The sequence below is a fragment of the Pseudomonas sp. KCJK8993 genome, assembly GCF_046230915.1.
Taxonomy (GTDB): Bacteria; Pseudomonadota; Gammaproteobacteria; order Pseudomonadales; family Pseudomonadaceae; genus Aquipseudomonas; species Aquipseudomonas piscis.
The window spans coordinates 25,552-38,965 of record NZ_JBJJLO010000055.1 but is presented as its reverse complement, the minus strand read 5'-3'; the positions used below and the strand labels follow the sequence as shown (position 1 = coordinate 38,965).

Here is a 13,414-nt window from a genome sequence, read left to right as displayed (position 1 = left end):
GGTCAAGCCTGAGCCGCCCAAGGAAAAACCTTCCGACGAAAAACCCAGCGACGCTCCCGTGACACCGGCTCCGTCCAGCAACCCGGCACCGGCGGCACCAGGCCCATCGCCAGCCCAGGCGGCCGCCAAGGCCAACTGGCAGGGCGAGTTGCAGGCTCACCTGGCCAAGTACAAGCGCTACCCGAGCGAAGCCCAGCGACGCGGCAAGGAAGGCACCAACTCCCTGCGTTTCGTGGTGGATGCCGAAGGCAAGGTGCTGTCCTACGAGCTGGTCAACCGCTCCGGCAACGCCGACCTGGACCGGGCTACCCTGGAAATGATCCGCCGGGCCCAACCACTGCCCAAGCCACCCGCCGACATGCTCAACAACGGCAGCGTGGAGATCACCGCCTCGTACAACTACGAGATCGATCGCAGCCGCGGCCGCCGCTGATCCAAGGCAAGGGCACCCTGGGGTGCCCTTCGCATGCACCCCGTCCGGCGCAGGCATTGGCGGGTGTCGCACTCCATCCCCAGTCTGATAACGTGCGTCTATCGATTGCAGCCGTTATGCTTGGCCGCAACCTTACGGACGCCCGCTATGACCCTTACAGAACTGCGCTACATCGTTACCCTTGCCCAGGAGCAGCATTTCGGCCATGCCGCCGAGCGTTGCCATGTCAGCCAGCCCACCCTCTCGGTCGGCGTGAAGAAGCTCGAGGACGAACTCGGTGTGCTGATCTTCGAGCGCAGCAAGAGCGCCGTGCGCCTGACACCGGTGGGAGAAACCATCGTCGCCCAGGCGCAGAAGGTCCTGGAGCAGGCCCAGGGCATCCGTGAACTGGCCCAGGCTGGCAAGAACCAGCTGACTGCCCCGCTCAAGGTCGGCGCCATCTATACCGTCGGCCCATACCTGTTCCCCCACCTGATTCCACAGCTGCACCGGGTCGCCCCGCAGATGCCGCTGTACATCGAGGAAAACTTCACCCACGTGCTGCGTGACAAGCTGCGCAACGGCGAGCTGGACGCGATCATCATCGCCCTGCCGTTCAGCGAAGCCGATGTGCTGACCCTGCCGCTGTACGACGAACCCTTCTATGTGCTGATGCCCAGCGACCACTCCTGGACCCGCAAGGAAACCATCGACGCCAGCCTGCTCAACGACAAGAGCCTGTTGCTGCTGGGTGAAGGCCACTGCTTCCGCGACCAGGTCCTGGAAGCCTGCCCGACCCTGACCAAGGGCAACGACGGCGCCAAGCACACCACCGTGGAATCCAGCTCGCTGGAAACCATCCGCCACATGGTCGCCTCGGGGCTGGGCGTCTCGATCCTGCCGCTGTCGGCGGTGGACAGCCACCACTATGCCCCGGGGGTCATCGAGGTCCGTCCACTGACCCCGCCGGCACCATTTCGCACCGTGGCCATCGCCTGGCGCGCGAGCTTCCCGCGGCCCAAGGCCATCGAGATCCTCGCCGACTCGATCCGCCTGTGCTCCGTGGCCAAGCCGCCCGTCGCCAGTTAAGCCGTCACCATGACCGAGTTGTCGAAGGTGCCAGTGACGGCGCTCAAGGGCGTCGGCGAGGCCATGGCCGAGAAGCTGGCCAAGGTCGGCCTGGAGAACCTCCAGGACGTGCTGTTCCACCTGCCCTTGCGCTATCAGGACCGTACCCGCGTGGTTCCCATCGGCGCCTTGCGCCCGGGCCAGGATGCGGTGATCGAAGGCACCGTCAGCGGCGCCGACGTGGTCATGGGCAAGCGCCGCAGCCTGCTGGTGCGCCTGCAGGATGGCACGGGCGGCCTGAGCCTGCGCTTCTACCATTTCAGCAACGCCCAGAAGGAAGGCCTCAAGCGCGGCACCCGGGTACGCTGCTACGGCGAGGCCCGCCCGGGCGCTTCGGGGCTGGAGATCTACCACCCCGAATACCGCGCCATCAGCGGCGACGAACCGCCACCGGTGGACCAGACCCTGACCCCCATCTACCCGCTCACCGAAGGCCTGACCCAACAGCGCCTGCGCCTGCTCTGCCAGCAGAGCCTGGCCATGCTCGGCCCCCGCAGCCTGCCCGACTGGCTGCCCGAGGAGCTGGCCCGGGACTATCAGTTGGCGCCCCTGGACGACGCGATCCGCTACCTGCACCACCCACCGGCCGACGCCGATGTCGACGAACTGGCCCTGGGTCATCACTGGGCCCAGCACCGCCTGGCCTTCGAAGAGCTGCTGACCCACCAGCTGTCCCAGCAGCGCCTGCGCGACAGCCTGCGCTCCCAGCGCGCACCGGTACTGCCCGTGGCCAAGAAGCTGCCGGCCCGCTACCTGAAGAACCTGGGCTTTGCTCCCACCGGCGCCCAGCAGCGAGTGGGCAATGAGATCGCCTACGACCTGAGCCGGCCCGAGCCCATGCTACGGCTGATCCAGGGCGATGTCGGCGCCGGCAAGACCGTGGTCGCCGCCCTGGCTGCCCTGCAAGCGCTGGAGGCCGGCTATCAGGTAGCGCTGATGGCGCCCACCGAGATCCTCGCCGAACAGCACTTCATCACCTTCAGGCGCTGGCTGGAGCCGCTGGGCCTGGAAGTCGCCTGGCTGGCCGGCAAGCTCAAGGGCAAGAGCCGCAGCGCCGCCCTGGAACAGATCGCCGCCGGCGCGCCCATGGTGGTGGGCACCCACGCGCTGTTCCAGGACGAAGTGCAATTCAAGAACCTGGCCCTGGTGATCATCGACGAGCAGCACCGCTTCGGCGTCCAGCAGCGCCTGGCCCTGCGCCAGAAAGGCGCGGGCGGCCGGCTCTGCCCGCACCAGTTGATCATGACCGCCACGCCCATTCCCCGGACGCTGGCCATGAGCGCCTATGCCGACCTGGACACCTCGATCCTCGACGAACTGCCGCCCGGGCGTACTCCGGTGAACACCGTGCTGGTGACCGACAGCCGGCGCATCGAGGTGATCGAGCGGGTCCGCGCCGCCTGCGCCGAAGGACGCCAGGCCTATTGGGTCTGCACCCTGATCGAGGAATCCGAGGAGCTCACCTGCCAGGCCGCCGAGACCACCTTTGAGGATCTCTCCAGCGCCCTCGGCGAGTTGCGGGTGGGGCTGATCCACGGCCGCATGAAGGCGCCGGAAAAAGCCGCGGTCATGGCCGAGTTCAAGGCCGGCAACCTGCAACTGCTGGTGGCCACCACGGTGATCGAGGTCGGTGTCGACGTGCCCAATGCCAGCCTGATGATCATCGAGAACCCGGAACGCCTGGGCCTGGCGCAACTGCACCAGTTGCGCGGCCGGGTCGGCCGTGGCAGCGCCGCCAGCCACTGCGTGCTGCTCTACCATCCGCCGCTTTCACAAATCGGTCGTCAACGCCTGGGCATCATGCGCGAAACCAACGACGGCTTCGTCATCGCCGAAAAGGATCTGGAATTGCGCGGCCCGGGGGAAATGCTCGGCACCCGCCAGACCGGCCTCTTGCAGTTCAAAGTCGCCGACCTGATGCGCGACGCCGACTTGCTGCCCGCGGTACGCGATGCCGCCCAGGCCCTGCTGGAGCGCTGGCCGGCCCACGTCAGCCCGCTGCTGGAGCGCTGGTTGCGCCACGGCCAGCAATACGGTCAAGTGTGAACCAAGCCTCAGTTAGTGAACCATTGGAATGACCAAGCTGGTTATACTGGTCACATTGTAGAAAAACGGATACCACGCCATGACAGAAGTTGCCCTCGCCACTGCTACCCCGCACGCGCCATCTGTCATCCGGTTGCTGCTCGACAAACTGGCCATCGGTTATAACGAAGTCATCGACCGCCCCGAACTACCCGCCACGCGCAAAGTCCAGGCGGTGTTGCTCGATGACGCCGTCGGCGCCCTGATGGTGCTGTTCCCGCAAAGCCAGTTGCTGGACCTGAACCGCCTTGCCGAGCTTACCGGCCGGCGCCTGCACTCGGTTTCCACCGAACGCCTGGAGCGCATGCTCGGCAAGCACAGCCTGAGCCTGCTGCCAGGCCTGCCGGCCCTGACCAGCTCGCCCTGCCTGTACGAAGAAAGCCTGCTGCACGAGCCCAGCCTGCTGATCCACTCGGGCGAGCCGGGCGTGCTGCTGGAAATCAGCCGCGAAGACTTCAAGGGCATGCTCAGCAAGGCCAGCGCCGGCAAGTTCGGCGAACCTCTGAGCAGCATCCGCCCCAACCTCGACCGCCCGGACGACGACCGCGAGGAGATCTCCCAGGCGATGCAGGCCTTTACCGCCCGGCGCATCCAGCAGCGCCTGGAGGCCACCATCGAGATCCCGCCCCTGGCGGAAACCGCGCAGAAGATCATCAAGCTGCGGGTCGACCCCAACGCCACCATCGACGACATCACCGGGGTGGTGGAAACCGACCCGGCGCTGGCCGCGCAGGTCGTGAGCTGGGCGGCCTCGCCCTACTACGCCTCGCCAGGCAAGATCCGCTCGGTGGAGGACGCCATCGTCCGGGTGCTGGGCTTCGACCTGGTGATCAACCTCGCCCTGGGCCTGGCCCTGGGCAAGACCTTGAGCCTGCCCAAGGACCAGCCGCAGCACGCCACGCCGTACTGGCAGCAATCGATCTACACCGCCGCGGTGATCGAGGGCCTGACCCGCGCCATGCCCCGCGCCCAGCGGCCCGAAGCCGGCCTGACCTACCTCGCCGGCCTGCTGCACAACTTCGGTTACCTGCTGCTGGCCCATGTGTTCCCGCCGCACTTCTCGCTGATCTGCCGGCACCTGGAGGTCAACCCGCACCTATGCCACAGCTACATCGAGCAGCACCTGCTGGGCATCAGCCGCGAGCAGATCGGCTCCTGGCTGATGCGCTACTGGGATATGCCGGACGAGTTGTGCAGCGCCCTGCGCTTCCAGCACGACCCGAGCTACGACGGCGCCTATGCCGAGTACCCGAACCTGGTCTGCCTGGCGGTGCGCCTGCTGCGTAGCCGGGGCATCGGCTCCGGTCCCCGCGAAGAGATTCCCGACGCCCTGTTCGAGCGCCTGGGGCTCAGTCGCGACAAGGCCGAGGATGTGGTGAGCAAGGTGCTTGAAGCCGAGGTATTGCTGCGCGAGCTGGCCTCGCAATTCAGCCAGGCCTGAGTCTTTCCGCAGGCCCTTGCGGCCTGCGGAATCCCTTCCGGATCATCTCCTGCGACCGGTCGCGGCCCTGCCGACGACTGGCGCGTCGAACGCCTCAAGCCTTGGGCTTGGACTTCTTGGGCTTGAGGTACTTGGTCAGCCCCTGGAACCAGATCACCAGGGCCGGATTGCCCTTGATCTGGATCGACTTGTCCTGGATCCCGGTCATGAACGCCAGTTGCTTGTTCTTCGCCTGCATGGTGGCAAAGCCGTAGGCGGCGTCCTTGAAGGCGATGGCGAAGGCCGGCTCGGGATAGAACCCCGAACGACTGGTGACACGCTGGTCCTTGACGAAGAAATGCCGAGCAACCTTGCCATCGAGCGTCTGCAGCTGGAACACCAGCTCCTTGTCGCCCAACTGTTGCTGGAAAGCGGGATTGTCGCGACTGGCTTTGCCCATCAACAGGCCAAGCACCCAGAGGAGAAAACGAAATTTCATGCGCGGCGCCTCAGTGGAATTATTGGATGGCCGGCGCAGTGTAACCTGTAACTCGCCGAGCGCCAGTCGATCTGCTCGATTGCTCGAAGATCGCCTGGCGTTCAGCGCTTATAGCGACATCTTGTCAGACAATTACTGACTCAGACGTTCGGGCAAGGCACCGGTGCCCAGTCGCCCAGGTCCGGGTTCTTGCACATGCTGTTGACCTGGGTCTGGCCGCTGGTGGCCACCTGGTTGCTCTCGGCCTGCTTGGTCTTGGCCTGCTGCATCGACTTCTCGGTGCTCACCGCTTCCTTCGGCACCACCGGCAGTTTCTGCTTGACCGGTGGGTTCTTGCCTTTGCCCTTGCCTTTGCCGGTGGTAGCCACAGGAGTGGTGTCGGCGGCAGCCACCTTGACCACGTCGGTGCGCTGCACGCCCACCTGCTGCAGGTCTTGCTCATAGGCCTGGTTGTACTTGCTCAGGTCCTCGCTGGCCCGACCGTTCACCGCGGCGATCAGGTCGTTGGACTCCTTCAGCCCGCTGACGATTTCCGCCAGGCGCTTGCGGCCTTCCACGTCGTTGATGCTGTTGGCCTTGCGAGCGCTGATCAGGCTGTCGAAAGCGCGCTGGTAGCACGTCTGCGAAGCACGGGCATAAGCGGTGCTGCGGTCGATGTCGGCCACGCTCTTGTTGACGTCGGCGGCGTAGGAAGCGATGCGCTGGTTGTCATCGGCGATCTGCTTCTGGCGCTCGGTGTAGTACCCGGCGGCACCACCGGCCAGGGCACCGCCAGCGGCGCCGATGGCCGCGTTACGACCGCGATGCTCGCCACTACCGGTCAAGGCACCGAGCAAGGCACCACCGGCAGCGCCCAGGGCGGCACCGGTGACCACCGACTTGGTCATGTCCGAGTCAGTGGCGCGCAAGTGCTGCACCGGCTCATAGCAGCTCGGGTAGTACTCGACCTTGGTGGTGGAGGCCACCTTGGACACCGGAGAGGTCGCGCAACCGGTCAATACGGTGCTGAACCCGGCGGCAACCAACAGCAGGTGACGCTTGGACGTTGAAGCAAATGGGTTGCGGGAAAAAAGCATGTTCGTGATCTCGATTAAGTTTGACCCACTCGGCACGACACCAGGTCGTCCGAGATCCTCCAGGCTCGACAGACAGCGGCCGGTCACGACTTCTGACCGGTCGATGCGAGCAGTTCCTTCAAAATCGTCGCCGGGTCGGCCCGCCGTTTCTGGCGGTAGTCCCCGACATGGCGAACGAATAGCGTAGCGCGCGTCACCAGGCTCTTGCCGAGCACCGGCTTGCGATCGAGCTCTTCCTTGATCCGTTGAAATTGCGCCTGGATCACCGCGTCGGTGTAACGGGTGCCCGTGGCCAGGTTGTCGATGTAGATCGCCACCGCCCCGTCCAGAGCGCTGCGGCCATTGTCGATGGCTTCGGCGAACAGCTTGGCGCTGGGTTCATCCTTGGCATCGAGGGCCTGCTGCTGGCTCTTCTTCAGGTTGGTCAGACGAATGTTGTAGTTGTTGATCGTCTCGGCCACCAGTGCCGAGGACTGAATCAGGTTGCCCGCCGCTTCCTCGCGTTGCTGGGCGATCAGCGAAACGTTGCGCTTGAGCTCCTCGTTGACCAGCCCCAACTCCGCCTGCAACCGTGGATCGACGCTGGCGGCGATAATGCTGTCCAGGCGCTTGGTCGGGTCCTGGGCGTCATCGATGGCATCGGTCAGGGACGCCAGGCGCCCTTCCTTCTGCCACTGGGCGAACAGTTCCTTGTAGCGCGAGCGCGGCGCCGACAAGGCACCGATGGCCACCCGGAATCCCGTGGTCTCGTTGCTTTGCTCGGTGCCATCGGCGGCGAACAGCGGGTATTCGCGGCGCATGCCGGTGAACAGCGTGCCCTCGCCTTCCAGGTAGTTGCCACCCTTGACCACGAAACCACCATAGGTGCCCTGGCGCCGGCCGGCGTGCACCAGCTGGAAGGACTCCTGGACCATCTCCGCGGCGTTGCCGATCACGTCGAACAGGCCGATGGGGTTGGGCAGCTTGGTGCCGATCGGCATCAGTCGCGCCGCCTGGCCCGTACCGCCAGCCACCTGGTTGAACACCGCCCAGTCGGCCAGCGGGCCATCGCTCTCGCTGCCCTCCACGCGCCGTGGGAACAGCCGGCCCTCGAGCTCCTGGCGGCTCACCGCCTGGCCACCACGGGCCGCGTATTCCCACTCCACTTCCGTGGGCAGGCGCACGAAGCCCAGGCCACCGTCCTCGGCGGAACCGCCACGCCCGCTGACCGGCAGCAGGTCGCGGTGATTCTTCATCAGCCAGGCGCTGTAGACCGCGGCGAAACGCTCGGCCTCGAAACGCGACAGCTTGACCTTGGGCAACCGCCCCTGCATGCCATCCGGCGCCTCGCAGGCCGGCGCCGGTTCGCCGCTGGCCAGGGACTGGGCCTGGGCCATGACCTGGGCGTACTGGCGGGCCGTGACTTCATACTTGCCAATGAAATACATCATCGGCTTGAGCGGCACCCCGGTACCGGCCTTGGGCAGCAACGGGCCGATGGTCTTGGCCCAGGGGCCCGGCAAGTCCTTGAGGGTGAACTGGCCGTTGATGTAGTCCCGCCGGTAGCCGGAAATGAACGACTGCTGGTAGCCGCTCTCGCCCTCGGCGAAGGGGTAGCCGAGGTTGATCTCGCGGTCGTCCAGGGTGCCCTGGGCCAGCACGTAGACGTAGCGGAACACCATCTCGCCATCGCATGGCAGCGGCAGGCTGACATCGCCGGCCAGGGGCTTGGGGTTATCCATCTTATTGACGGGCTCTTCGGCCCACACGGCCCCCGCCAGGGTCATGGCCAGCACGGTGCTGATCAACTTATACATCGCGAATTCCTTCACAAGCTTCAATGCGCGACACCCGCCAACCGCCCAGCGCAGCGGCCAGGCTACTGACGCCCAGCGTCGCCAACAGGGCCAGGCCGAGGTGACCCGGCAGCAGATGGCTGGCGTATTCGCCCGGCACCTGCATGAACAAATGATTCAGCCCGGCCTGGGCCAGGGCATACAACACGCCGCTCAGCACGGCGGCGAAACCGGCGCTGTACAGGGCCTGGGCCACCACGAACAACAGCAGCGCCCCGGTGGAAAAACCCAGCAGGCGCAGCACCGACAGCTCCCGGCGCTTGCGCTCCACCGCTGCCAGGGCGCCCGCGAAGATCGCCGCGAAGGCCCCGGCCAGGGCCAGCCCGGCGATGATCCAGAACACGATCGACAAGTTGCGGCTCAAGGACTGCACCTGGGCGATGGCCTGGGCCTGGGTCGACACCAGCAGGCCGCGCTCGGCGAAATAGCGACGCAGCGGCTCGACGTCGTCGAGGCTGCGCGCATACAGGCGAAACGCCGGGTAGACCCGCTGCCCGGCTTGGGTCGGGGCGCCACCGGCCCAGCCCATGGCCAGCACCGCACGGCCGTCGCGATAGTCCTCGGCGGCCTCCAGCAACTCCAGGGGCGCCAGCAAGGCATCGCGGGCAAAAGCCTCCAGGGGCAGCACGCCCTCGACCTGGACCCGGGTCCGCTGCACCTCGCTGCGCCCGGCCACCTGGCGGCCGAAACTGGCCTGCAGCCAGTCTCCCGGCCGGACCCCGAGCTTCTCGGCGGCGGTGTGGCTGAGCACCACCCCGTTCATGCCTTGCAATGCCGGCAACGCCCCCAGCAAGGGGTCGGTAGGCGCGGTCGGCAGCATTTCCACGGTCAGGCCAACATCTCCCTCGCTTCGCGCCAGCTCTGCCGTGGCGGCGATCTGCCGGGTCCTGGGCAAGGCGAACGCCACGTCCGGACGTTGCCTCAGTTCGGCAATGAACGCGGCACTGAAACGCCCGCCGCCCAGGGGAACGATCTCGCGCACCGCCGGGTCCTTCTCCAGGCGCTCGGTCAGGCTGCTGACCAGGCCGAACTTGAGCCCGAACAGCACCAGCAGCGGCGCGATCACCGCCACCAGGGCCAGCACGGAGCAGGCCGAAAGCCAGGTATCGGCCCGGTAGTCCTGCCAGGCCAGCGCCGCGGTCAGGGCTGCACGCATCAGCACGCCTCCCCGAGGGTCGCGGTCACGCCGCCATCGACATCGCGCTGGCAGGCGATACGCCGGATCTGCAAGCCATTGGCCCGCGCCAGCGGCTCATCGTGGGTCGCCACCACGCAGCACAACTGCTGGTCCCGCGCCTGTTGCACCAACAACTGCATCACCCGCTGGGCGTTCAAAGGGTCCAGGGCCGCGGTCGGTTCGTCCGCCAGCAGCACCTGCGGCCCGTGGGCCAGGGCCCGGGCGCAACTGACCCGCTGGCGCTGGCCCACCGACAGGTCGGCGGGCTTCTTGTGGAGCTGGTCGGCGATCTCCAGGCGCTCGGCCAGGCGCCGGGGAATGCCCTCGTCGGCCAGGCCCAGCATCTTGCGCGGCAGGCTGATGTTGCCCCGCACATCGAGGAACCCCAGCAAGCCGCCGGTCTGCAGCACATAACCCAGGTGCCGGCTGCGCAGCTCGGCCAGGGCGCTGTGCCTGGCCTGCTTCCAGATCCCGGCGATATCGAGGGTTTCCCGGTCCGGGGCGAAATCGAAGCGCCGGCTCGAATCCGGGGCCAGCACCAGCGCCAGCAAATCGAGCAAGGTGCTCTTGCCGCAGCCGCTGGGGCCCACCACGGCCAGCTGGTCGCCGGCACGCAATTGCAGCCGGGGGATCACCAGGCTGTAGCGTTGGCGTCCCTCGCCGCGGCTCTTGCGCACATCCCAAAGGTTCAGCATCAGGGCAACGTCGACAAGGGAACGCGGTACAGGGCATCACCCGGCTCGGCGTCGCCGAAGCGCACCCAGTTGGCCAGGTCGTTGTGGAAGGTCTCGTAGAGACGGATCTTCGAATCCAGTTCGTCGATGAAGTCTTCCTGTTCGGCCACGCTCAGCGACAACCACAGGTCCTGGGTCATGTTCAGCGACTTGCTGCGGTACGGCAGGCCTTCCAGGTACTCCCCCAGCACGCCGCCATCGGCAAGGTTGCCGCCCTTGCGCAGGGCCGCCGGATCGCGGCTCATGTAGGCGCTGGCGCTGGCGATTTCCTGGAAGAAGTCCTTGGGCGAGGTCTGGGTCTTGCGCGCCGCGTCGACGATCAACTTCAGCGACTGCTGCAAGTCGTTGAGCTGCAGCTTGGTGAGCATCACGCAGACCTGGAACGCCGGCAACGCCGGGTTGGTCAGGTCGCGGTCGGCGGTCCAGGCGCTGACCAGTTGCGGCGCCTGGCTGGCGGATTTATGTCCAAGGAAGTCCATGTGCATGGCATAGCCGATGGCCGCCGATTTCTCGGCGATGCTCGGGCTCGCCGCCAGCAGCGGGACGGCCTGCTCCTGGTTGCTGCGCACCTGGTGCACCAGGTCGGCGAACACCGTGCCGATCTCGTCGACCCGCTCGCCGAACTTGCCCACGTCGCCACCGGGCACCGGGATATACAGGTCGCCGATCTTCGGGTTGGCATCGGCGGTCAGTACCCGGTACTGGGTCTCGGCCTGGGCGTGGTTCTTCTTGCCGGCGTCGGTACGCAGGTGCAGGGCATAGATCTTGATCTGCTTGCCCAGGGCCGCCTGGCGCACCTCAGCCTCGTTCATCTGGGTCCGGCTGTAGGGATCGTTCTTGCGCAGGGCACCGGCATCGCTGACCAGCAGGATCAGGCGGCCGCCGTAGCCCTTCCAGTCCATGCCCTCCACCGCCTGCATGATCCCGGCGAAGGCATCTTCGTTGAACGAGTGGCTGGACACGTTGGTGGCCTTGACCTGGCTCACCAGCTCCTGGAACCGCTGGGGATCGCGGCCCTGGTCCAGGGTCACCAGGGTCTTGGCGACATATTCCAGGCCCGGGGTCTTCTTGATGTTGTTGCGAAAGCCCACCAGGCCGAAGCTGACGCTGTCCAGCTCGCCGCGCGCGGCCAGCTTGCCTTGCAGCTCATGCACCACATCGCGGACCCGGTCGATGTAGGGCTGCATCGACACCGAGGTATCCACCACCAGCACCACGGCGGTGCGGAACGCATCATCGGCGGCTGGCGCGGTACTCACCGGCAGGCGCTTGCCGGCGCTGTCGCTGATGCTCTGCGGGCTGTTGCCCGGGTCGATGGAGGCGACATTGAGCAACTGCACCGGCTGGCCGTTCTCGTCGAAGCTCTCCTTGGCGTCGAAGATCGGCAGCAGGTAGAACTGATCCTGGGGCACCGCGCTGGCATTGGGTTCCAGGGCCAGCACCTGCTGGTCGTCCTGAGGATTCTTCTGCGCATTGAGCAAAAGGTTCTTGGCCGCCGCAGGATCGGCCAGCAGGCGTTCCAATTGGCTGGCCTGGCGCACGAACATCACCGGCGCCCGCCCGGAGCGCTCGGTGAACTTGAGTACCAGGCTCTGCTTCCAGTCGCTGACCTGGTCCTCAGGCAGCCAACCGGCGCTGCGACCATCGCTGGCCGCGCCCAGGCGCAACCAGGCGCGGCCGTCGAGGCTCTTGCGCTGGTACACGTACAGCACCGAGAACGCCGGTACCGCCGCGCCCGGGGCCGCCCCGGGCTCGCTGGAGAAACTCGCCCCAGGCTTGCTCAGCACTCGCTGGAACAGGGTCTTCTTGCCCGGCATCAGCAACGGCCGCTGGCCGCCATCGGCATCGCTCGCCACGGGCTGGTTCACCGGCGGCGCCACGCTGGGCGTGCTCGCGCTACCGGAGGCCGAGGTGCCGGCCACGGCCTTGGGCGCTGGCTGCGGGCTGTCCCCGGATAACCACCAATAGCCACCACCGGCCACGGCCAGGGCCACCGCCACGGCCACACCGGCCAGGGCCAGCACCGGGCCACGCCGCTGCCCGGCCGGCTCGGCGCCCTGGGGCGGCAGGCTGGAGACGCGCTGGGGCTGCGCCACAGGTTCCGGACGTGACTCCTGGTGCGGGGCCGGTTGCGGGGCCTGCCGGGGAATCTCGATGGAGACCGGGGTCAACCCGGCCAGGTCTTTGCCCACAGGCACTTCCCGGGGCGGCAAGGGCAACGGCTGGATCAGCGTTGCCTCGACCTCGGGGGCCGCCGCCGGCAGGTTGTCCAGGGCCGCCAGCAAGGCGGCGGCATCCGGGTAGCGCTCCGCCGGGTCCTTGGCCAGCAGCTTGCCCAGGATGTGCTGGTAGCGGCCGTGGTGCACCGGCAGCTCGGGCAACGGCTCGGTGAGGTGGGCCAGGGCCGTGGACAAGGCATCGGTGCCGTTGTACGGCAGCTTGCCGACGAGGATTTCGTAGAGCACCACGCCCAGCGCATAGAGGTCGGCACGACCGTCGATGTCCTGGCCGCGGGCCTGCTCGGGGCTCATGTAGCTCGGAGTGCCGACGGCGAAACCGGCCTGGGTGAACTGGGTGCGATCGTCCAGGGACTTGGCGATGCCGAAGTCCGAGAGCACTGCCGTGCCATCGGCGCGGAACAGGATGTTGGCCGGCTTGACATCACGGTGCACCAGCCCCTGGGCGTGGGCATAACCCAGGGCCGAGGCGATCTGGCGGATGTAGGTCAGGCCCTGCTCCGGGGTCAGCCCGGCGGCGATGCGCTCCTTGAGCGTGCCGTTGGGCAGGTATTCCATGGCCATGTAGTACAGCTCGCCGACATTGCCGATGTCGTGGATGGTCACGGTGTGCGGGTGGGACAGCCGCGCCAGGGTCTTGCCCTCGCGCAGGAAGCGCTCGCAGAAGCTCGGGTCGGCGGCCAGCGAGGCGGCCATGACCTTGAGCGCCACCTTGCGCTCCAGGGAGCGCTGGGTCGCCAGGTACACGCTGGCCATGGCGCCTTCGCCAATCTCGCCCTGGATATCGAAGCCGGGAATCAGAATGTCCATG

10 protein-coding genes are annotated in these 13,414 nt (G+C 66.8%); 4 read left to right on the top strand and 6 right to left on the bottom strand.

What is annotated here, in order from left to right; all coding sequences use genetic code 11:
- The 4 genes from ACK6AU_RS18005 to ACK6AU_RS17990 all read left to right on the top strand — a co-directional run.
- Positions 1-433: energy transducer TonB (locus tag ACK6AU_RS18005; RefSeq protein WP_409300415.1), on the top strand; the 433-nt coding region annotated here is incomplete at its 5' end.
- A gap of 147 nt (positions 434-580) precedes the next feature.
- Complete coding sequence (locus ACK6AU_RS18000; protein ID WP_185696876.1) at positions 581-1,501, top strand: hydrogen peroxide-inducible genes activator; 921 nt, start codon at positions 581-583, stop codon at positions 1,499-1,501.
- Positions 1,502-1,510: 9 nt separating this feature from the next.
- Complete coding sequence (gene recG / locus ACK6AU_RS17995; RefSeq protein WP_409300412.1) at positions 1,511-3,586, top strand: ATP-dependent DNA helicase RecG; 2,076 nt, start codon at positions 1,511-1,513, stop codon at positions 3,584-3,586.
- Positions 3,587-3,665: 79 nt separating this feature from the next.
- Positions 3,666-5,066, top strand: a complete 1,401-nt coding sequence (locus tag ACK6AU_RS17990) for an aminoacyl-tRNA deacylase and HDOD domain-containing protein (RefSeq protein WP_185696874.1) — start codon at positions 3,666-3,668, stop codon at positions 5,064-5,066.
- A gap of 94 nt (positions 5,067-5,160) precedes the next feature.
- Here ACK6AU_RS17990 and ACK6AU_RS17985 read toward each other — a convergent pair whose 3' ends face one another.
- The 6 genes from ACK6AU_RS17985 to ACK6AU_RS17960 form a co-directional block, all read right to left on the bottom strand.
- Positions 5,161-5,544 carry a helicase gene (locus ACK6AU_RS17985; protein ID WP_185696873.1) on the bottom strand — a complete coding sequence of 128 codons (384 nt, stop codon included), beginning with the start codon at positions 5,542-5,544 and terminating at the stop codon, positions 5,161-5,163.
- A 140-nt stretch (positions 5,545-5,684) separates the two neighbouring features.
- On the bottom strand, positions 5,685-6,620 hold the full coding sequence (gene tagQ / locus ACK6AU_RS17980; RefSeq protein WP_185696872.1) for a type VI secretion system-associated lipoprotein TagQ: 936 nt from the start codon (positions 6,618-6,620) through the stop codon (positions 5,685-5,687).
- An 83-nt stretch (positions 6,621-6,703) separates the two neighbouring features.
- Positions 6,704-8,386 (bottom strand): formylglycine-generating enzyme family protein, encoded by a 1,683-nt coding sequence (locus ACK6AU_RS17975; protein ID WP_409300417.1) that lies wholly within the window; start codon positions 8,384-8,386, stop codon positions 6,704-6,706.
- 22 nt (positions 8,387-8,408) lie between these two features.
- Positions 8,409-9,611: an ABC transporter permease gene (locus ACK6AU_RS17970; RefSeq protein WP_409300409.1), complete on the bottom strand. Its 1,203-nt coding sequence runs from the start codon at positions 9,609-9,611 to the stop codon at positions 8,409-8,411.
- Positions 9,611-10,327, bottom strand: coding sequence for an ABC transporter ATP-binding protein (locus ACK6AU_RS17965; protein ID WP_409300407.1), 717 nt, complete (start codon positions 10,325-10,327; stop codon positions 9,611-9,613). Before ACK6AU_RS17965 ends, ACK6AU_RS17970 begins: the two co-directional genes overlap by 1 nt.
- Positions 10,327-13,413, bottom strand: coding sequence for a protein kinase domain-containing protein (locus ACK6AU_RS17960; protein ID WP_409300405.1), 3,087 nt, complete (start codon positions 13,411-13,413; stop codon positions 10,327-10,329). The genes ACK6AU_RS17965 and ACK6AU_RS17960 overlap by 1 nt, the downstream gene beginning before the upstream one ends.
- Between the last annotated feature and the right edge of the window lies 1 nt (position 13,414).

Coding starts and splice junctions, on each gene's coding strand:
- ACK6AU_RS17965 (WP_409300407.1), bottom strand. CDS start 10,327: ATGCTGAACCTTTGGGATGTGCGCAAGAGCCGCGGCGAGGGACGCCAA.
- ACK6AU_RS17975 (WP_409300417.1), bottom strand. CDS start 8,386: ATGACCCTGGCGGGGGCCGTGTGGGCCGAAGAGCCCGTCAATAAGATG.
- ACK6AU_RS17990 (WP_185696874.1), top strand. CDS start 3,666: ATGACAGAAGTTGCCCTCGCCACTGCTACCCCGCACGCGCCATCTGTC.
- ACK6AU_RS18000 (WP_185696876.1), top strand. CDS start 581: ATGACCCTTACAGAACTGCGCTACATCGTTACCCTTGCCCAGGAGCAG.
- tagQ (WP_185696872.1), bottom strand. CDS start 6,620: ATGCTTTTTTCCCGCAACCCATTTGCTTCAACGTCCAAGCGTCACCTG.
- recG (WP_409300412.1), top strand. CDS start 1,511: ATGACCGAGTTGTCGAAGGTGCCAGTGACGGCGCTCAAGGGCGTCGGC.
- ACK6AU_RS17985 (WP_185696873.1), bottom strand. CDS start 5,544: ATGAAATTTCGTTTTCTCCTCTGGGTGCTTGGCCTGTTGATGGGCAAA.
- ACK6AU_RS17970 (WP_409300409.1), bottom strand. CDS start 9,611: ATGCGTGCAGCCCTGACCGCGGCGCTGGCCTGGCAGGACTACCGGGCC.
- ACK6AU_RS17960 (WP_409300405.1), bottom strand. CDS start 13,413: ATGGACATTCTGATTCCCGGCTTCGATATCCAGGGCGAGATTGGCGAA.